The 17,255-nt window shown below is 67.5% G+C and carries 17 protein-coding genes; 10 read left to right on the top strand and 7 right to left on the bottom strand.

Features of this window, described 5'->3' with window-relative positions; genetic code table 11:
* Positions 1–27 precede the first annotated feature (27 nt).
* The 4 genes from ABMQ42_RS00490 to purU all read left to right on the top strand — a co-directional run bounded on the left by ABMQ42_RS00490 (position 28) and on the right by purU (position 3,330).
* On the top strand, positions 28–630 hold the full coding sequence (locus ABMQ42_RS00490; protein ID WP_349720619.1) for a MarR family winged helix-turn-helix transcriptional regulator: 603 nt from the start codon (positions 28–30) through the stop codon (positions 628–630).
* On the top strand, positions 627–1,064 hold the full coding sequence (locus ABMQ42_RS00485; RefSeq protein WP_349720618.1) for a thioesterase family protein: 438 nt from the start codon (positions 627–629) through the stop codon (positions 1,062–1,064). The genes ABMQ42_RS00490 and ABMQ42_RS00485 overlap by 4 nt, the downstream gene beginning before the upstream one ends.
* Before the next feature lie 200 nt (positions 1,065–1,264).
* A complete protein-coding gene (locus tag ABMQ42_RS00480; protein ID WP_349720617.1) occupies positions 1,265–2,407 on the top strand; it encodes a hypothetical protein in 1,143 nt (380 codons plus the stop codon).
* A 41-nt stretch (positions 2,408–2,448) separates the two neighbouring features.
* Positions 2,449–3,330: a formyltetrahydrofolate deformylase gene (gene purU / locus ABMQ42_RS00475; protein WP_349720616.1), complete on the top strand. Its 882-nt coding sequence runs from the start codon at positions 2,449–2,451 to the stop codon at positions 3,328–3,330.
* 92 nt (positions 3,331–3,422) lie between these two features.
* On the opposite strand, the gene ABMQ42_RS00470 is transcribed toward purU, so the two are convergent.
* Together ABMQ42_RS00470 and ABMQ42_RS00465 are read right to left on the bottom strand one after the other, a co-directional pair.
* On the bottom strand, positions 3,423–3,671 hold the full coding sequence (locus tag ABMQ42_RS00470; protein WP_349720614.1) for a hypothetical protein: 249 nt from the start codon (positions 3,669–3,671) through the stop codon (positions 3,423–3,425).
* A 30-nt stretch (positions 3,672–3,701) separates the two neighbouring features.
* Positions 3,702–4,850, bottom strand: coding sequence for a Fic family protein (locus tag ABMQ42_RS00465; RefSeq protein ID WP_349720612.1), 1,149 nt, complete (start codon positions 4,848–4,850; stop codon positions 3,702–3,704).
* A gap of 104 nt (positions 4,851–4,954) precedes the next feature.
* On the opposite strand from ABMQ42_RS00465, the gene ABMQ42_RS18160 reads away from it, so the two are divergent.
* Complete coding sequence (locus tag ABMQ42_RS18160) at positions 4,955–5,335, top strand: helix-turn-helix domain-containing protein (RefSeq protein WP_502884566.1); 381 nt, start codon at positions 4,955–4,957, stop codon at positions 5,333–5,335.
* Here ABMQ42_RS18160 and ABMQ42_RS00460 read toward each other — a convergent pair.
* Positions 5,239–6,420 (bottom strand): ROK family transcriptional regulator, encoded by a 1,182-nt coding sequence (locus ABMQ42_RS00460; protein ID WP_349720611.1) that lies wholly within the window; start codon positions 6,418–6,420, stop codon positions 5,239–5,241. The two genes, ABMQ42_RS18160 and ABMQ42_RS00460, sit on opposite strands and share 97 nt — an antisense overlap.
* A gap of 83 nt (positions 6,421–6,503) precedes the next feature.
* On the opposite strand from ABMQ42_RS00460, the gene ABMQ42_RS00455 reads away from it, so the two are divergent.
* Complete coding sequence (locus tag ABMQ42_RS00455) at positions 6,504–7,790, top strand: MFS transporter (protein ID WP_349720609.1); 1,287 nt, start codon at positions 6,504–6,506, stop codon at positions 7,788–7,790.
* 3 nt (positions 7,791–7,793) lie between these two features.
* Positions 7,794–9,338: a carboxylesterase/lipase family protein gene (locus ABMQ42_RS00450; RefSeq protein ID WP_349720607.1), complete on the top strand. Its 1,545-nt coding sequence runs from the start codon at positions 7,794–7,796 to the stop codon at positions 9,336–9,338.
* Between the two features lie 35 nt (positions 9,339–9,373).
* Here the strand turns inward: ABMQ42_RS00450 and ABMQ42_RS00445 are convergent, their stop codons facing one another.
* Positions 9,374–10,369, bottom strand: coding sequence for an ADP-ribosylglycohydrolase family protein (locus ABMQ42_RS00445; protein ID WP_349720606.1), 996 nt, complete (start codon positions 10,367–10,369; stop codon positions 9,374–9,376).
* A gap of 439 nt (positions 10,370–10,808) precedes the next feature.
* On the opposite strand from ABMQ42_RS00445, the gene ABMQ42_RS00440 reads away from it, so the two are divergent.
* On the top strand, positions 10,809–12,254 hold the full coding sequence (locus ABMQ42_RS00440; RefSeq protein ID WP_349720604.1) for a threonine/serine exporter family protein: 1,446 nt from the start codon (positions 10,809–10,811) through the stop codon (positions 12,252–12,254).
* A 108-nt stretch (positions 12,255–12,362) separates the two neighbouring features.
* On the top strand, positions 12,363–13,319 hold the full coding sequence (locus tag ABMQ42_RS00435; RefSeq protein WP_349720603.1) for a nucleoside hydrolase: 957 nt from the start codon (positions 12,363–12,365) through the stop codon (positions 13,317–13,319).
* A 178-nt stretch (positions 13,320–13,497) separates the two neighbouring features.
* Here ABMQ42_RS00435 and ABMQ42_RS00430 read toward each other — a convergent pair whose 3' ends face one another.
* Genes ABMQ42_RS00430 through ABMQ42_RS00420 form a run of 3 tightly spaced genes read right to left on the bottom strand, consistent with a single transcriptional unit; the run spans position 13,498 to position 15,616 of the window.
* Positions 13,498–13,923, bottom strand: coding sequence for a type II toxin-antitoxin system VapC family toxin (locus ABMQ42_RS00430; protein WP_349720602.1), 426 nt, complete (start codon positions 13,921–13,923; stop codon positions 13,498–13,500).
* Positions 13,907–14,140: a FitA-like ribbon-helix-helix domain-containing protein gene (locus ABMQ42_RS00425; protein WP_349720600.1), complete on the bottom strand. Its 234-nt coding sequence runs from the start codon at positions 14,138–14,140 to the stop codon at positions 13,907–13,909. The genes ABMQ42_RS00430 and ABMQ42_RS00425 overlap by 17 nt, the downstream gene beginning before the upstream one ends.
* Before the next feature lie 42 nt (positions 14,141–14,182).
* Positions 14,183–15,616 (bottom strand): PucR family transcriptional regulator, encoded by a 1,434-nt coding sequence (locus tag ABMQ42_RS00420; RefSeq protein ID WP_349720599.1) that lies wholly within the window; start codon positions 15,614–15,616, stop codon positions 14,183–14,185.
* Positions 15,617–15,742: 126 nt separating this feature from the next.
* Here ABMQ42_RS00420 and ABMQ42_RS00415 point away from each other — a divergent pair, with 126 nt between their 5' ends.
* Positions 15,743–17,200 (top strand): purine-cytosine permease family protein, encoded by a 1,458-nt coding sequence (locus ABMQ42_RS00415; protein WP_349720597.1) that lies wholly within the window; start codon positions 15,743–15,745, stop codon positions 17,198–17,200.
* Positions 17,201–17,255 lie beyond the last annotated feature (55 nt).

The raw sequence follows: 17,255 nt of genomic DNA, 5'->3' as shown, positions 1-17,255 counted from the left end.
TGACGGGGATCCAACCGAGAAGATGTGATGGTCGCCGCCGTCAAGACCCGCAGTGAGGGAGAGAGAATGATCGACGCCACAGATGAGCGCAGAATCGATGCCGTTCAATTCGAGGCAATGGCAGAGGAAGCCGTCGACCGGTTTGTTCCCGAGGCCGACTTCGGTGCCATGGCCGTCATCTTCAACATGGTTCGCCTGAGCGGTCGTGTCGTCGCGGACCTCGAGAAGACTGTGCATCGACCTGCCGGCCTGACGTGGGCGTCTTGGCGTGTCATGTTCGCGCTCTGGGTCGCAGGCGATCTGGAACCGCGGGTGCTCGCCCACCTCTCCGGGGTCTCGCGTGCAAGTATCTCCGCGACGCTGAACACTCTGGAGCGTGACGGTCACATCGTGCGCAGTCGCAGTGACTCCGATAGACGCGTTGTCACCGTGAGCATCACGGACAAGGCCCGCGCGACGATCGCAGAGGTGGTCGTGAGACAGAGTGCGCGGGAGAAGACCTGGGCCTCGGTGCTGTCCGCCGACGAGCAGAAGTCCTTCGTGCGGGCCCTGCGCAAGATGCTCGCATTTCACGTGCCCCCGGTGGGGAGCACAGGACAGCCCCACGGAACGAACGAGGAGCCAGAATGAGAGAGGTGCCTGCGGGGCTCTGCAGCACGATTGATGTCGTCGTCTCCCGGGAGATGACCGTCGACTTCGATGAGCTCGGCCCGGTGCATCCGGTCTACGCGACATATTGGATCGCCAAGCACATGGAAGAGGTCAGCCGGAAGCTGATCCTGCCCTTTCTCGACCACGGGGAAGAAGGCATCGGTCACTCGGTGACGGTGAAGCATTTCAACTCGGCACCTGTCGGTATGCGTGTCACGATCACCGCCACGCTCGTCGCCACCACCGCCAACCGGATCGTCTCGGAATGCCGAGCCATGAGCGAGCTCGGCGATGTCATCGCCGAAGGTGGCACAGAACAGGTCGTTCTCCCCTCTGAGGTGATTCAGCGACGATTCGACCGCGTCCGCGCGCAGCTCGCCGAGGCATCGCAGGCAAGGGCGGTCCGATCGTGACCATCATCAAGGAAGAGGGACGAGACATGTCATCCACACGGCCGACCATGCGCGCTGTCGGGGCGGTTCCGGCATACCCCGACATCAAGAGCTACTCGCCGATCTGGAACGAGCTCCGCGTCTGGGAGGGCGACGGCTGGCAGCGTGAGTCCTTGTCGTGGAAGGAGAGCGCGTACGTCGCGGCGAATCTCATCGGCCGGATGGAGTTCGTCATCACCGGACCCGAAGCGCAGAAGCTGCTCTCGCAGCTGAGTATCAACAACGTGTGGAAGTGGCCGGTCGGCAGATCGAAGCACCTGGTCATGCTCAGTGAAGACGGAACGATCGCGAACCACGCGCTCGCGGTCAGGGACTCCGAGCAGCAGTTCCGGACTCTCGCCGGGCTTCCGTGGCCTCTCATCCAGGCAGAACGTCTTGGAATGGACGTCCGCATCGAGGCACGGAAGATCTTCATCCTCCAGATCGCGGGCCCGAAATCGCTGCTCGTGCTGGAAGCGATGCTCGAGCAAAGCCTGAGCAACGTGGCGTTTCTCGACGTCGTTCCCATCCAGGTTCCGGGAGTCGAAGGAGCTGTTGAACTGTCGCGCATCGGGATGGCGGGCACTCTGGCGTATGAGATCCGCGGTGCCTATGACCTGGGCCCTGCCGTGTACGACGCCGTCTATCAAGCGGGACGCCGGTGGGACATCGTGCGGCTGGGATGGCGGACATACGCGGTCAATCACACCGAGGGCGGATTCCCTCAGCTGAACGTCACTTTCCTTCCCTCGATGGTCTTCGACCCGGCGGTGGCCGGCACCAGGATGGAATCGCTGTCGGCGCCTCTCAGCGGCAGCATCCCCGCCGACGACATCAGGGCCCGCCTCCGTACTCCACAAGAGGTCAACTGGGCCTGGATGGGAAAGCTCGATCACGACTTCATCGGCCGCGACGCATTCGAGAGAGAGGTGGCGGAACCTCGCCGGAAGACCGTGACGCTTCGCTGGGACCCCGACGACGTGACGGACGTCTTCGCCTCGCAGCTGAAGTCGGGCGAGCCGTACAAGTTCATCGAGTTCCCGGTGTCGCCGCAGCAGCCGGCGGGCGGCCACGCCGACCTCGTCACCAAGGGTGGGCAAGCGGTCGGGGTCTCCTCGGCGGTCGTGTACAGCTACTACTACCGCGAGCTTCTGTCGCAAGCCACGGTCGATCTCGAGGAAGCCGAGATCGGCAATACGGTGATTGTGCACTGGGGAGATCACGGGCACCGCATCAAGCAGATCCGCGCGACGGTCGAGCGCTTCCCCTATTTGGACCTGCCTCGCAATGAGGACTATGACGTCGATACTGCGAAGAGGAGTTAACCGGATGTGCGAAGAGATCCACTGTGGATCGGAGGTGAGCGATGTCGTCTGGCGCTGGATCGGATGAGTCCTTCATCCTGACGTTCCGCTGCCGCGATGAGCCTGGCATCGTCGCTCGAGTGAGCGCCGCGCTGTTCGAGATCGGCGCGACGATACGCGACTCCCAGCAATTCGACGACCCCGTCACGGGCCGCTTCTTCTCGCGCATCGAGTTCGCATCGGCCACGTCGAATCGTCTGGATGCCGACGCCATCGACGGGCTGGTGCGAGAGACTCTGGATCACCTGGAGGCGGACTACACGCTCCATCCCCGCTCCGCTCGCAAACGCGTGCTCATCATGGCGTCAAAACAAGACCATTGCCTCGGTGACCTGTTGTACAGATGGCGCAGCGGGGAGCTGCCGATGGATGTCGTGGGGGTGGTGTCGAATCATCCGCGGGAGTCCTATCCGGCATTGTCGTTCGATGACGTGGACTTCCACCATGTGCCCGTGGAAGCCGGCAAGAAGCGAGATCAGGAGCGAAAGGTGTCCAGCCTGATCGATGAGCTGAACGTCGACCTGGTCATTCTGGCGCGGTACATGCAGATCCTCAGTGATGAGTTCGCGGGGGAGTTGGCCGGTCGGTGCATCAACATCCACCACTCTTTCCTGCCCGGATTCAAGGGGGCCAAGCCCTACCACCAGGCATTCGAACGCGGCGTGAAACTCGTGGGCGCGACAGCGCACTACGTCACAGGTGATCTTGATGAGGGACCCATCATCACGCAGGATGTCGAAGCCGTGACGCATCGCGATATGCCGGAGACGCTGGTCCGCAAGGGACGTGACATCGAGCGCCGGGTGCTCGCACGTGCTGTGCGCCATCACCTGGAGGACCGCGTCGTCGTGAACGGGCGCAGTTGTGTGGTCTTCTCGGACTGAGGGCGGACTCGGCCCCACCCTTGCGCGCGCCGTCGGTCTCGAGGGTGGAGATCGATCGTCCTGCGGAACGCGGGTCTCATCGGGATCTCCGCTCAGCGCTCCTGCGCAGCTGCGCCCGCCCGCATTCGTCGGAGACGGGGTCGATGGAACGTGCTGGCGATCGCCTTGCGCACGACGGGGATCACGTCTTTCGCGCCGTAATCCTCGGCCATGTCGGCCAGCAGCGGCACGGTCTGCTCGGCTTCGAAGGCGAAGTCGTCGGCATGTCGGGTCATCCGCAGATCGCGGCGGTTCGTGCGGAACGAGGCGAGGACGTTCGGGATGTCGCGGGCAAGCGTCATGTCTCAAGGAAGGCAGGTGGGGCGCGGTGCTCAGTGTGTCGCCCGCGTCGCCGCGTGGATGCGCCGATCGAGCTCGTCGAGCTCGCCGAGCGCATCGAGCGCCGCCCAGACCCGATTGCGCTTTCGCCCCGTGATCTCGGTCAAGACCGTGGCATCCACGAGTCTGTCGATCGCGGCGTACACGGATGCCGGCGTGACCCCGGTGACGGTGACGACTTCATCCGCTCCCATGACGGGATTGTCGAAGAAGGCGGCGATCACGCTGTCGACGGCAGCGTCGGCTCGTGCGCGAGGGAGCAGTGCGCGCCACTCGGCCGGCAGTGCGCGCAAGGCGTCGAGCGACGCGCGCGACTGAACGGCTGCGACCGATGCGGAGCGGGTGATGACATCGATGATCGGGTTCGGGTCGCCCTGCCGGTACGTCGTCAAGGCGTCGAAATACTCGTTCCGCACGGCGAGCAGCCCCGCTGCGAGAGGCATGACGACGTTCTTGGTGAGTCCGCGTCGCCGGAACACCGCGCTGATCAGAGCCCGCCCGATGCGCCCGTTGCCGTCCGTGAACGGGTGGATCGACTCGAACTGCGCGTGGGCGATCGCTGCCTGCGCCAACACGGGGATGTCGTCGCGGGAGATCCAGCTCAGCAGATCGCCCAGGAGAGCGGGGACGTTCTCCGGGGGAGGCGGCACATACAGAGCGTCGCGGGGGCTGTAGTCACTGCCCCCGATCCAGTTCTGCATATCGCGGAGAGTGCCGGCGTACTCCCGCTCGGTGGGATCGTCGGCCATGAGCAGGTGGTGCGCATCAAGTAGATCTGGGAGTGTGAGCGCCGACGACGCGCCCGCGCGATCGATGAGCTCAGTGAGGGCGGTGGATGCCGCGACCATGCTGGTCGCGCTGGAGTTGCTGCGCTGACCCGCCAGCGCTCGCGCGAAGTCGTCAGCCGATGCCGAGATTCGCTCGATCTTCGATGACGCCACCGACTCGGAGCGCAGCATGAACCGCCCCAGCGCCCGAGGCTGGGGGCGGGCGTCGGTGTCGGTCGTGGCGATCTCGATCACTGCGCGCTCTGCGGCGGCGGCCCGGTCGGGAGCCAGCCTGATGTGGAGGTCAGCGATACGCGGCGGGATCGATGTATCGACGACGCGCAGCATGCGGTCTTCGCGGCTGCCTCCGCGCACCGACTGATGCCAGGGGTGCCGCTCGACCGCATGCGCGGGCCAGCGATCCGAAGGTGAAATAACCGGTGTCACTATTTTAGATTAGCTGGCTAAATCAGAATAGTGTGAGACTACGTTCAGGAACCCTGTTACCTCATTCGATAACAGAAGAATGCAGAATCGTGCTGGTCGAGTCGTTGTGCAGGGCCCGCGGCAACGCGGGGGTGAGCGCGCGTGATGTGAGCAAGCTCGCGGGGATCGCGGCATCCAATCTGTCGACGGTCGAGAACGGGCGGCCTGATCCGACCAGCGCGACACAGAGTCCTCGTCGAAGAGAGCGAACGGGAAGTCGCATGACCGGCGCGGGCGAGCGCGCATCGCCGCGCGCCCACGGCGCTGGCGGGTGCGACTACGCGCCGACGGCCGTCAGCGTGCCGAGAGGATCGGCGAAGAAGCGGTCGCGCGACGCACGGATCGTGCCCTCGAGCACGGCGTCGTCGCCGTAGCGTCCGGTCGCCGTGGGGACGCCGATGTTGCCCACGGGCCCGGGCAGCAGCCAGGACGCCAGGCGCATCCCCTCGCCGGTCAGCAGCACGCGCTCCGGGTTCAGCAGCGACGACACGATGTCGCCCAGACGGTGCAGGCTGCGGCGCCCGTCTTCGAGCACCCGCATGACGGCAGCGTCACCGGCATCGGCCCGCGACGCCAACTCGGCCGCATACTCCGCGGCGGTCATCGCATCGAACCGTTCGGCGTCGCCGAGCTTGACTGCGAAATGGACGAGCGAGACGGCGAGTTCCGCGCATCCGCTGAGTCCGCACGAGCACGGTGGGCCGTGGGGATCCAGGGGGGTGTGGCCGAAACCGGGAGCGTCTTCGGCGCCGAGCAGCAGTGAGCCGTTCACCATCGCGCTGCCGCCGAGTCCGCGGCTGAGCAGGATGACCACGGTGTTGCCCACGTGCGGCGCGTCGCCGCCGGCCCACTCCGCCAGGGTTGCGAAGCTGCCGTCGTTGCCGATGACCGGCACCGGCCATCCGCGCGAGGTCAGCGCATCGAGGATGACGGTCGGGTCGGCGGGTGACCAGTTGAGCTCGAGTGCACCGAAGCCCACGGGCAGGGTCGCGCCGGGGATGGAGATGGAGATCCGGGGCGGCCGGTCCGTCGCTCCGGCGCACACGCGCTCGACGAGCGTGACGATCACGCCGGCGGCTTCTTCGATCGTCGGAACCTCGGTGAACCGGTGCGCGGCGTCGGCCACCACCTCGCCGGCAAGCGTCGTCGACCGCGCGGTGACGGCCGTGCGCGTCACCGTCACACCGACGAGATCGGCCGACGTGCGGGCCAGGATGATCGCGCGCTTCGGGCGGCCCCGGCCGCGCTGAGCACGCTCCGGATCGTCGATGACGATGCCCGCGTCGAGCAGCTCGCCGACGACCGAGCTGACCGCGCCCATGGCCAGGCCGGTCTCGGCGGCGATCTCGCTCTGTGACAGGCCGGGGGTGCGATCGACGGCGCGCAGCACCCGGTTGAGGCTGGCGCGGCGGATGCCCGCGAGGCTGTCGGTCTCGGGCGACGACGTACGGCTCGGCATATTCCCCTTGACTTAACTTCTGAGTGTGAAAATAATACTGGAAGCGCTCATCGACCCGAGTGTGCATCGACGAGGAGGTCTTCATGTCTGACACTACCCAGCCGGCGACCGGCGATCCGGTCGCCCCGGCGAACAGCCTTCCCGACGGGAAGATCATCGGGGGCGCCCGCTTCCTGACCACCTTCCTGCTCGCCAACGCCGGCATGTACGCGATCTTCCAGGGGATGCAGCAGATCGTGCTGCCCTCGCAGATCGCGCTCATCGAGCCCGAGGGCAAGGTCGGCGCCTACGGCGTGCTCGCCTCGATCGGCGCGCTCGCCGCAGCCATCGGCAACCCGCTGTTCGGCGCGCTCTCCGACCGCACGAAAAGCCGGTTCGGTCGCCGCGCCCCGTGGCTGCTGATCACCGCGATCGTGGCTCTGGTGCTGCTCGCCGTCCTCGGGGGAATGGCAAGCCTCTTCTGGCTCGGCGCTGCGTACCTGCTCGTGATGATCACGATGAGCGCCTTCCAGGCGGTGATCACCGCGGTGATGCCCGACCGTGTGCCCGAATCGCGCCGCGGCCTCGCCTCGTCGATCGCCAGTATCGCCACGACGATCGGCGTGATCTACGGACTCAACGTCGCGCCGTTCTTCGTCGACCGGCCCGTGCTGGCGTACCTGCTCATCGGCGCACTGCTGGTCGTGGGCACCCTGCTGCTCGTGTTCCTGACGCCCGACCCCACCGCGCGGCAGGAGGCCGCGGCATCCACCCACGAACGTCAGTCGATCCGCCACTTCTTCTCGGGTCTTCGCGACCACGATTTCGCGTGGGCGTTCTGGTCGCGCGCGACCATCATGATCGGGTACTGGACGATCTCGACCTACCAGCTCTACACGCTCACCGATTACATCGGCGTCGAGAACCTGCCCGGTGGCAACGCCGCCGCCGCGGTCGCCCTGCTCGGCACGGTGAACCTCGCCGTCTCGTTCGTCACCTCGCTCGTTTCGGGGCCGCTCTCCGACAAGGTGCGCCGTCGCAAGATCTTCGTGATCATCGCCTCGGTCGGCGTGGCCGCCGGAGCGCTCATCCCCGTGTTCCTGCCGACATGGGGCGGCATGCTCGCATACTCGGTCGTCGTCGGCTTCTTCTTCGGCGTGTACATGGCTGTCGACCAGGCGATCATGACCCTCGTACTGCCCGACCCTGAGAACACGGCGCGCGACCTCGGTCTGCTCAATGTGGCGACCACAGGCCCGCAGATCGCGGGTCCCTTCCTGGCGGCGCTCGTGATCACCCTCGCCGGCGGATATGCGCCCCTGTTCATCTTCGCCGCCGTGGCGGCGCTGCTGTCGGCCTTCTTCATCTCCCCAATCCGAAAGGTGGCCTGACCCATGCCCTTCATCACACGAACCGTTGACCAGGGGATGCTGCGTGGCATCGACAATGCGGGCACCATCACCTTCCTCGGCGTACCGTATGGCGCCGACACCTCGGGCGCCAATCGCTTCCGCCCGCCGCAGCCCGCGCCGCGATGGGAGGGGATTCGGGACGCGCTGACCTTCGGCCCCACTGCGCCGCAGGTTGACACCAGACCTGCCGCTGCGGAGAACGGACCCCGGCTGCTCTCCATGCTCTATCCGCGCACGGGTTCGCCCGCCGAGGGTGGGCCGATCGGCGAGGACTGCCTCCGACTGAACATCTGGGCACCGTCCGACGCATCGCCGTCGCCGCGGCCCGTGATCGTCTGGCTGCACGGTGGCGGGTTCACGCACGGGTCGGGCAACGAGATGGCGTTCAACGGCGATGTGCTCGCCCAAGCCGGCGATCTCGTCGTCGTCACGGTGACGCACCGGCTCGGCATCCTCGGGTTCCTCGACCTGCGCGAGCTCGGTGAGGAGCATTCCGCGAACGCCGGCATGCTCGACATCGTCGCCGCGCTGGACTGGGTGCACGCGAACATCGCCGCGTTCGGTGGTGATCCCGACCGCGTGACCGTCTGCGGACAGTCGGGCGGCAGCGGCAAGGTGGCGATGCTGAACGCCATGCCGGCAGCGCAGGGACTCTTCCACCGCTCGATCATGATGAGCGGCCCCTTCCGCCGGCCGGCGCCGGAGGCTGTGGCCGCGAGCCTGCGAGCCCACGCGATGGAGATCGGTGGGCACTCATCCGTCGACGAGCTGCGAGCGGCGTCGCTCGAGACCCTGCTCGATGTGCAGGCCGAGATCCTGCGCCAGGCTCCGCTCGAGCCCGCCGGCAAGGGTGAGCTGCGGGTGGATTTCGACTCCCTGCCCGGATTCGGACCGTCGCATGACGCCGCCGACATCCCCGGCGATGCGTTCGGCGACGAAGCATCGGAGCTACTGGCGGGCAAGGGCCTGATGATCGGATGGACCGCGCACGAGGCGGGCATGTTCCTCGCCGACGACCCCTCCTACCGTGTCGATTTGACGGCGGACGAGGCATCAACGCGGCTCGAGGCCATGCGCCCGATCGACGGCATCGGATATGCGGACCTGGCCGGCCCGCGGCCCGCCGAGCCGCCGCACCTCGTGTTCGCGCGCCGGGTGAGCTCGCTGATGTTCGAGAAGCCGGCGCGCGAGATCGCTCGGCTCGCCGCGGACCGTGCCGACGGCGTCTGGATATACGCATTCGAGCAGCCGACCGAGGTGCTCGGCGGGCTTCTTGGCGCCTGCCACAGCCTCGAGCTGGCCTACGTCTTCGGGACCGTCGACCGCATTCCGCTCACCGGCCGCGACCTCGATCGTCTCGCGGTGTCACGCGAGATGATGGGCGCCTGGGCGCGTTTCGCCCACGAGGGCGATCCGGGGTGGGACCGCAGCACTGCTGATATGCAGAACGTCCACTGCTTCGGGACGCCCTACGGCGAGGGGCTGTCGCTGCCGGCGGACGTCGACATGACCGCACCGGTGGTCTGAGCTGCGCACGGCGGTGCGGCCGGTTGTTGAAGCCGCTACGCCACCGCCCGGCGGGCGAGCCGCTCGAGCTCGTCGGCGTCGATCCCCGGCCAGCCGTGCAGCTGCGCCCGCCAGTCCGCAGGGATGGCGGTCGCGCCGTAGACGGCGCCGGCGAGTGAACCGGCGATCGCCGCCACGGTGTCGGTGTCGTTGCCTCCGCGGACGGCGCGCTGCACGGCATCCACCAGCGACGTCGCCCCGGCGACGGCGGCCAGCGCCCCCTGAAAAGCCCGGACGACCCACCCGTTCTGCTCGCTGAACGCGCGGGGGTGGATGCCGGGCGCCAGCGCTTCGTCGATGTGCTGGCCCCAGCGGGTCAGGGCCTCGGGCGTGAGCGGGTCGGGGCGTTTCGACTCGCCGCTTCGCGGGGCGCTCAACGACCGCTCGCTCAACGACCTGAGGGCCGCGCGCATGTCGAGCTCGCCGGTGAGGATCGCGTGACGGATCGCCACGCACCACAGCGCGCACGCCATGACGTTGTCATCCTCCCAGTGGGTCAGCTGCGCGACGCGGCCCGCCGCATCGGCGAGCTCGGCGCGCGTGCGATCCAGGTAGCCGAGCGCGACCGGGCCGGTGCGCATGAGCGATCCGTTGCCGCCGCTGCGCCCGGTCGCGTCGTGCGACCGCCGGGCGGCGGCGGTGGCGTCGTCCGCGCTCGCCGTCGACGACAGCGACGAGAGGATGCCGCGGGTCTGGATGCCGACATCCTTCGACGTCTGCGCCCAGACCCGCCACGCCTGCACGATCTCGGCGAGGGAGTCGGGGTCGTCGAGCGCGCGTCCGTCGGCCAGGACCTTCAGGATCGGGATCGCCATGCTCGTGTCGTCGGTCCACTCGCCGACGTCGTGTCCGAAGTGGCCGACGCCGAACTCGGGAGTCATGCTGTCGGGCAGCGACGGACCGAACTCGTACTGCGAGCCGAGCGCGTCGCCGGCGGCCGAGGCGAGCACCGCGCCGACGGCGCGGTCGAGCTGTGCGGAGGTCAGGGGCATGGGGCCAGTCTGGCAGGGCGGCCGTCAGCGGTAGGCAGCGAGTGCTCGGGCGGCGGCGTATCGACGCCCTTCGCTCGCTCAACGAGCGGGAACCACCGGCGCGCGTGACGGGGCGAAAATTCCGCGCGGGAGGGGTTTCGTGATTCGCTCACCAGTTGATGTCTCAGGAACATCAAGTGGTGAACGAATCGAGAGGCGCTCCGGGGCCGGAAATTTCGGACCCGGAGACTCCGAACACGGAAATTTCGGGCTCCGCGGTGTCTTTCGCTGCGCTCACCTCTTGATACGCACCGCTTATCAACTGGTGAGGGAATCGAGACTCCTCGGGTGCCGCAGAATTTCGGACGCGGGGTACCCAGCCGGGCGGAAGCCACGGGCCGCGGCATCCACTCGTCGTTTCCGCCCTTGCCGCAGAACACCGCGCGCCTAGGCTGGAACCGTGACGCGCGAGACCGAACCGGCCGGCCGGCTGCGCACCTGGTGGGCGGCGCGCATGCGCGCGTTCACCGGCGAGATCGTGCGGACGGCGTTTCCGCCCACGCAGCGCGTCTCGATCCCGTGGAGCGCCGACGCGCTCTCGCAGCGGCACGCGCGGGCGGTCATCGACCTGTGCCTGCGCAGCGGCGAGGCGATGCTCGCGACCGGTGCGACCACCGCCGACGTCGTGGCCACCGTGCTGCGCATCAGCGGCATCTACGGGCTGCGCAACGTGCACGTCGACATCGCGTTCACGTCGATCACGATCTCGGTGCACCGCGGGATGGACGAGGATCCGATCTCGATCATGCGCGTCGTCAAGGTCCGGACGATCGACTACACCCGGCTGCAGGCGGTGTACCTGCTCATCGACGAGATCGTCACGAGCGGCGGCGCCGTCGACGTCGATGACGCGCGTGAGCGGCTGAGCACGATCCTGAACCAGCCGCATCCCTACCGGCGCTGGGTCGTGACGCTCGGCATGGCGGTGCTCGCCGGCGGAGTCGTCGTCATGTTCAACGCCAGCATCGTGCTGGCGCTGGTGGCCGCGGCATCCGCCGTCGTCGCGGATCTGATCGGACGGCGCCTGGCCAAATGGGGGATCGCCGTCTTCTTCTCGCAGATCGCGTGCGCGGCGGCGATCACCGCGATCGCCGTGTTCATGTACTGGCTGCGATCGCTGGGCGTCGAGCTGCCGGGCACGAACCATCCGACCGTGATCGTCATCTCGGGGATCATCATGCTGCTGTCGGGCATCGGCCTGACCACCGCTGCGCGCGACGCCGTCGACGGGTATTATCTGACCGCGTCGGCGCGCGCCATGGAAGTCGTCATGCTCACCCTCGGACTCGCGATCGGCATCTGGGTGACGATCGGGGTCGCCTTCCGCCTGGGGGTTCCGGCGTCCGTCGGAACATCGCTCGGCACGGGCCGCGGATTGTGGGCCGGGATGCTGGGGGTCGCGCTCGTCGGCATCGGCTTCGCCCTCACCTCCTATGTGCGGTTCGGGCTCGCGCCGCTCATGGCCGCGGCGGCGGTGATCGTGTTCGCGGTGTACTTTCTGCTGCGTCCGCTGATGCCGCAGCCGGGGCTTGCCGCCGGCATCGCCGGAGCGGTCGCGGGGGTGATCGCCTATCTCGCCTACCGGTGGGTCAAGGTACCGGAGGCCGCGATGGCCATGGCGGGGATCATCGGGCTCATCCCCGGTCTTGCCTTCTACCAGGGCCTGTATGCGCTGATCGGCGACGACTTCGACCCGTCAGCGGCCGTGCCCGCGCTGCTGTCGGCCGCGGCGACCGGGCTGGGCCTTGCCGCCGGCACCGCCATCGGCGGATACATCGCGCGCCTGAGTTTCGGCCTCGACCGCTCGGCCCGCGCCGCGCAGCGGCGTTCGCGGGTGCGGCGGTAGGGGGCGGGGTGGTCTCGGCGCTGAGAGGGTGGTCTCGCGTGCGGGCGCAGCCTCTCCGAATACACACTGGAGATGCCGCGCGGAGCGCGGGTGCGCGAGAATCGGGCGATGGAGAAGATCATCCTCGACTGCGATCCGGGGCATGACGACGCGATAGCGATCCTGCTGGCGGCGGGCAGTCCCGCGGTCGAGCTGCTCGCGATCACGACGGTCGCCGGCAATCAGACGCTCGAGAAGGTCACGCGCAACGCGCTCGCCGTGTGCGCGGTCGCGGGCATCCGGGTGCCGGTCGCGCGCGGTGCTGACCGGCCGCTCGTCGAGCCGCAGCGGGTGGCGGAGGACATCCACGGCGACTCCGGGCTCGACGGACCCGTACTGCCGCCGGCGGCGTTCGACGTCGACGAGCGGCATGCTGTCGACCTCATCGCCGACACGGTCATGGCCCACGCGCCGGGCACGATCACGCTCGTCGCGACCGGACCGCTCACCAACGTCGCTCTGGCGATGCGGGTGCATCCCGAGATCATCGACCGGATCAAGCGCGTCGTCGTGATGGGCGGCGCGTACACGCGCGGCAACACGACGCCGGCCGCCGAGTTCAACATCGCGGTCGATCCGGAGGCCGCCGAAGACGTGTTCCGCGGAGAATGGGACGTCACCATGGTCGGCCTCGACCTGACGCATCAGGCTCTCGCGACCGATGAGCTGAACGAGCGCGTGCGCGCGATCGACGGACCGGTGAGCCGGTTCGTGCTCGATGTGTGGGAGTTCTTCGGATCGACCTACCGCGAGGTGTTCGGGTTCGTTCATCCTCCCATCCACGACGCGTGCTGTGTGGCGGCGGTGATCGACCCGGCCGTCTTCAACACGGCGAAGGCCGACGTGCACGTCGAGCTTCGCGGCACCTGGACCCGCGGCATGACCGTCGTCGACTTCGTGGACGTGCCGGCGATGCACCACGGCACGGGCAGTGAGTATCGAGTGGATGTCGCGCTGCAGCTCGACCACGGCCGCTTCGCCGACCTCGTGGTCGAGGCGGTGGAGCGGCTCAGCGCCGGGCTGTGACGCGGACGGTTCGCTCGCCGATCAGCGTCGGGGGATGTCGCGTGGCCTGACCCGCGCGTGATCGTCGGACCCTCCTGGGGATAAGGACGCGTCCTTATCCCCAGGAGCGTCAGCGGGGGAGTCGCGGGAGCGTCAGCGGGGGAGTCGCGGGAGCGTCAGCGGGGGAGTCGCGGGAGCGTCAGCGGAACACCTCGACCGTGCACCGCGCGCCTGCGGCACGGGCGATGCGCGCATCGCCCGTGAGCAGAGGAACGTTGAGGCGCTCGGCCAGTGCGACGTACCCGGCGTCATAGCTCGATAGGTTCTCGCGCAGTTCCCAGGCGCGGTCGGTGAGCAGTTCCCACGGCCACAGGTCGATCGGCAATGCATGTGCGGCGGCACGTGCCGCCGTGCCTTGCTCAGCAGAGAGTCGACGCCCGAGAACCAGGCCGCGGATGCCGCTGTCGACCTCCACCGGCAGCAATACCGGAGCGTGCAACGAGGCCGATTCGAGCCTCGCGGCGAGGCGGGCAGCGGCATCCGACCGCGAGGCGACGAGTGCGATGACGACGGACGCATCCACGACGACCACCTCGTCGGCGAGAGGATCACCGTCGTGCGGCATGCACGGTCTCGACGATCTCGTCCATCGAGACCTCGGGGTAGGAGAGGGCGTTGAGTCGTGCCCGTGCGATGGCCTCAGCCGCCCTCGGCGTGGTCGCGAGGCGCGTGAGCTCAAGACTCAGATACTCCTGCAGCGACCTGCCGGAACGTGCGGCGCGCGCGGCGAGCTCGTCGCGGACGCCGTCGGGCACGTTGCGCACGGTGATCGTCACGCTCATGCAGCTATTCTAGCGCCGCTGCCTGCATTATGCATGCAGCATTCATCCGACGCCGGGCGATGCGCCGGCACGCGTAGTCTCCCAGGCCTGGTACGCGATCCAGAACGCGGACAGATCCGAGGAGCGCGTCACGCTCATGTCGGTCTCTTCCTCGATGCGGTTGAGACGGTAGGAGAGCGTCTGACGGTGGATGCCGAGTTCATCCGCCGTCTCCTGCCAGTGCCGGTCGTGACGCAGGTATGCGAAGAGCGTCTCCCGGAGCTTCTCGGCGGAGGGTCGCTCGTCCGCGAGGGGGCCGAGCACACCGGTGATGATGTCAGCCGCCTCGCGGTTCGACCGGGTGAGCACCGAGATCGTGGTGCCGGCGAACTCTGTCCATGCACGATCGGACTGACGAGACGCACTGAGCACCCGAGCTGCCTCGTCGGCGGCGGCCCGCACGTCGCCGTAACTCGTGAACACCGATGAGACGCCGAAGCGGACTCCGCCGGGCTCGGCGACGGCACGGACCTGCGGTGTGGCTTCGACCGGGAGTAGTGCGAGAGAACTCGTGCGGCCGGGTCCCACAAGCACCGGCAGCCCGCGCAGCGCCACCGCGCGCGCCACGCGGTCAGCGTCCGCCGAGGCGAAGGCGGCGACCTGGAAGCCCTCGCTCGCGGTGTGCGGTGCGAGCAGCTCGTCCAGTGCTGCTGGTCTCGTGCCGTCGAGCAGCGACGCCAAAGCGCGTGCGCCCCGTTCTGCACGGCGACGTGCAGCCGCGAGGATTCTGTCGACGGTGACCTCAAGGATCTTGATGAGGTGGACGAGCAGAAGGGCGTCGAGCTCTTCACCCGGATACTCCGACAGCACAAGATCGGCGGTATCCGCTCCGCGCAGCACATACCTCCGCGGTTCGGGCCGCGTCTCGGCGCGCGCCGGGTGGTCTGCGCTGAGCACGATCAGGCCGGTCGTCCGATCCTCGACGCTGATGCCCGCCCCAAGGATCTTCACGAGTCCGTCCATGAGTGCCTGGGCGTCGTCATCGACCTCCGCCGCCAGGTGGTAGAGCTTGCTCAACGTGAGCACCTGCTGCAGCTGGGACGAGGTGTTCGCCGCCGCAACGTGCCGGGCGACCGCTGCGTATGGCGTATGCGTGGCCGCGAGTAGGACGGGGAATCCGCGACGATCTGCCTCTCGCAGCATCTCGTCGGACAGTGCGGGCAGTGCTTCGTGGTCGCCCACCATGAGGCCGGCCAGAGCGGCGGTGTCAAGGCGGCGGATGAAGTCGACCTGTGCGCTTGCGTCACCCGGGACGCACAGCCCCACGGTCATGAGCAGTTCTTGCGGCCCGAGCCATTGCTCAGGGTCGATCAGTTCGCAGCTGTGCGCCCAGAGCACGGGGCGGTCGAGTCCCGAGCTGCCGGCGAGCACGGTGACGTCGAGGCTCTTCGTCGACACGATGTCGTCCACGGTGAGCACGGACTGCGGTGTCGTCATGAACTGGACGATAGTACGAAAATCGAAGGAGATTAAGACCAAGATTCGGTTCTGTGATGCGACGTCGTCCACGAATCTGGGAGGACAGCAATCCGCAGTGCTCACCCGACACAAGGAAGTGGAGTCATGAGCGACAGCACCCTCACGACGCAGACAGGAGTCCTGGCGCGCGTCGAGACCCGATCCATCGACTACGTGCCCGCGGCCGAACGCGGCGGCAAGCTCTTCGACCAGGCGACCGTGTGGTTCGCCGGCAGCGCGCAGCTGTTGTCGCTCGCCACGGGCGCCATCGGCATCAGCCTCGGTCTCAACCTCGGCTGGACGCTTCTCGCGCTCGCACTCGGTACCGTCCTCGGCACGATCCCCGTATCGGTGCACGCCACCCAGGGACCTCACCTCGGGCTGCCGCAGATGGTGCAGACGCGCCCGCAGTTCGGTCGATACGGCGCCTTGATCATCTGGGCGATGGCGATCATCGTGTACTGGGGATACATCGTGCTCGGTGGCAACCTGCTGGGCTCGACGGGCGCCGAGCTGGCCGGGGGAAGTGCGCCGGCGTGGGCCGTCGTCGTCTGTCTGGTGGCCATCGCGCTCGCCGTCTTCGGCTACCACTGGCTGCACGTCGCCCAGCGAGTGATCACGATCGTCCTGGTCGTCGTGATCGTGGTGTACGTCGTGGGGCTCGTGTCGGGCGGATTCATCCCGGCCGAGTTCTTCGACCTCACGCAGACCTTCGACCCGGTGTCGTTCTCGATCGTCGTCGTCGCTGCGACCGGTTATCAGCTCACCTGGGCGTTCTTCGTCTCCGACTATTCGCGGTACATGCCCGCCGACACCCACAAGGGCGCGATCATCTCGTTCACGTCGCTGGGTCTGTTCTTCGGGCTGTTCGCCTTCATGGGGGTGGGCGCGGTGTGTGCGGCCCTGCTGCCGACCGAAGGCATCATCAAGAGCCTCGCTGTCACCGGCGACTATGTGTTCCCGGGCCTGGGTGCGATCATGCTCATCGCCGGCGGACTCGGGCTGCTGGGTCTCATGGCGATGTGCGTCTATGGCGGATCGCTCACCCTCATCACGGCGCTCGACAGCATCCGTCCGGTCAAGCCGACCCGTCGTCTGCGCGTGATCACGATCCTCCTCATCGGCCTGACCGGGACCGTCGCCGCAGCGCTCATCCCCGAGGACTTTCTGAACACGAGCTTCAGCACCGTGCTGTTCGTGGTCGGCTATTTCATGGCGCCATGGACGGCGATCAACCTCACTGACTTCTTCATCGTGCGTCGCGGCCGCTACTCGATCTCCGAGATGTTCAAGAGAGATGGCGTCTACGGGCTCTGGAACTGGCGGGGGATCGTCACCTATGTCATGACGCTCGCAGTCATGGTCCCGTTCATGAACCTCGGCTTCTACGAGGGGCCGGTGTCGGTCGCCCTGGGAGGTGTCGACATCGCGTTCTTCGTCGGAATCCCGGTGGCCGGCATCCTCTACTGGCTCTTCTGCCGCTCTCTCGATCTCGACACCGAGTTCGCCCGGATCGCCGACGCCGACAGAGATCTGGATGCCGTGGCCCGGCCGGTCGAGTAGAGCACAGCCCCGCCGCGGCCCACACAGCCGAGAGAAGAGAAGGAAGAAGGAGTGA

Origin of the sequence: Microbacterium sp. KR10-403 (assembly GCF_040196215.1) — a bacterium.
In the GTDB taxonomy this organism is placed as follows: Bacteria; Actinomycetota; Actinomycetes; order Actinomycetales; family Microbacteriaceae; genus Microbacterium.
This window is presented reverse-complemented; position numbering and strand designations above follow the sequence as displayed.

What these genes read in the sequence shown, in the direction of transcription:
- ABMQ42_RS00490 (WP_349720619.1), top strand. Translation starts at nt 28, where the DNA reads ATGGTCGCCGCCGTCAAGACCCGCAGTGAGGGAGAGAGAATGATCGAC.
- ABMQ42_RS00485 (WP_349720618.1), top strand. Translation starts at nt 627, where the DNA reads ATGAGAGAGGTGCCTGCGGGGCTCTGCAGCACGATTGATGTCGTCGTC.
- ABMQ42_RS00480 (WP_349720617.1), top strand. Translation starts at nt 1,265, where the DNA reads ATGGAGTTCGTCATCACCGGACCCGAAGCGCAGAAGCTGCTCTCGCAG.
- purU (WP_349720616.1), top strand. Translation starts at nt 2,449, where the DNA reads ATGTCGTCTGGCGCTGGATCGGATGAGTCCTTCATCCTGACGTTCCGC.
- ABMQ42_RS00470 (WP_349720614.1), bottom strand. Translation starts at nt 3,671, where the DNA reads ATGACGCTTGCCCGCGACATCCCGAACGTCCTCGCCTCGTTCCGCACG.
- ABMQ42_RS00460 (WP_349720611.1), bottom strand. Translation starts at nt 6,420, where the DNA reads ATGCCGAGCCGTACGTCGTCGCCCGAGACCGACAGCCTCGCGGGCATC.
- ABMQ42_RS00455 (WP_349720609.1), top strand. Translation starts at nt 6,504, where the DNA reads ATGTCTGACACTACCCAGCCGGCGACCGGCGATCCGGTCGCCCCGGCG.
- ABMQ42_RS00450 (WP_349720607.1), top strand. Translation starts at nt 7,794, where the DNA reads ATGCCCTTCATCACACGAACCGTTGACCAGGGGATGCTGCGTGGCATC.
- ABMQ42_RS00445 (WP_349720606.1), bottom strand. Translation starts at nt 10,369, where the DNA reads ATGCCCCTGACCTCCGCACAGCTCGACCGCGCCGTCGGCGCGGTGCTC.
- ABMQ42_RS00435 (WP_349720603.1), top strand. Translation starts at nt 12,363, where the DNA reads ATGGAGAAGATCATCCTCGACTGCGATCCGGGGCATGACGACGCGATA.
- ABMQ42_RS00430 (WP_349720602.1), bottom strand. Translation starts at nt 13,923, where the DNA reads ATGCCGCACGACGGTGATCCTCTCGCCGACGAGGTGGTCGTCGTGGAT.
- ABMQ42_RS00425 (WP_349720600.1), bottom strand. Translation starts at nt 14,140, where the DNA reads ATGAGCGTGACGATCACCGTGCGCAACGTGCCCGACGGCGTCCGCGAC.
- ABMQ42_RS00420 (WP_349720599.1), bottom strand. Translation starts at nt 15,616, where the DNA reads ATGACGACACCGCAGTCCGTGCTCACCGTGGACGACATCGTGTCGACG.
- ABMQ42_RS00415 (WP_349720597.1), top strand. Translation starts at nt 15,743, where the DNA reads ATGAGCGACAGCACCCTCACGACGCAGACAGGAGTCCTGGCGCGCGTC.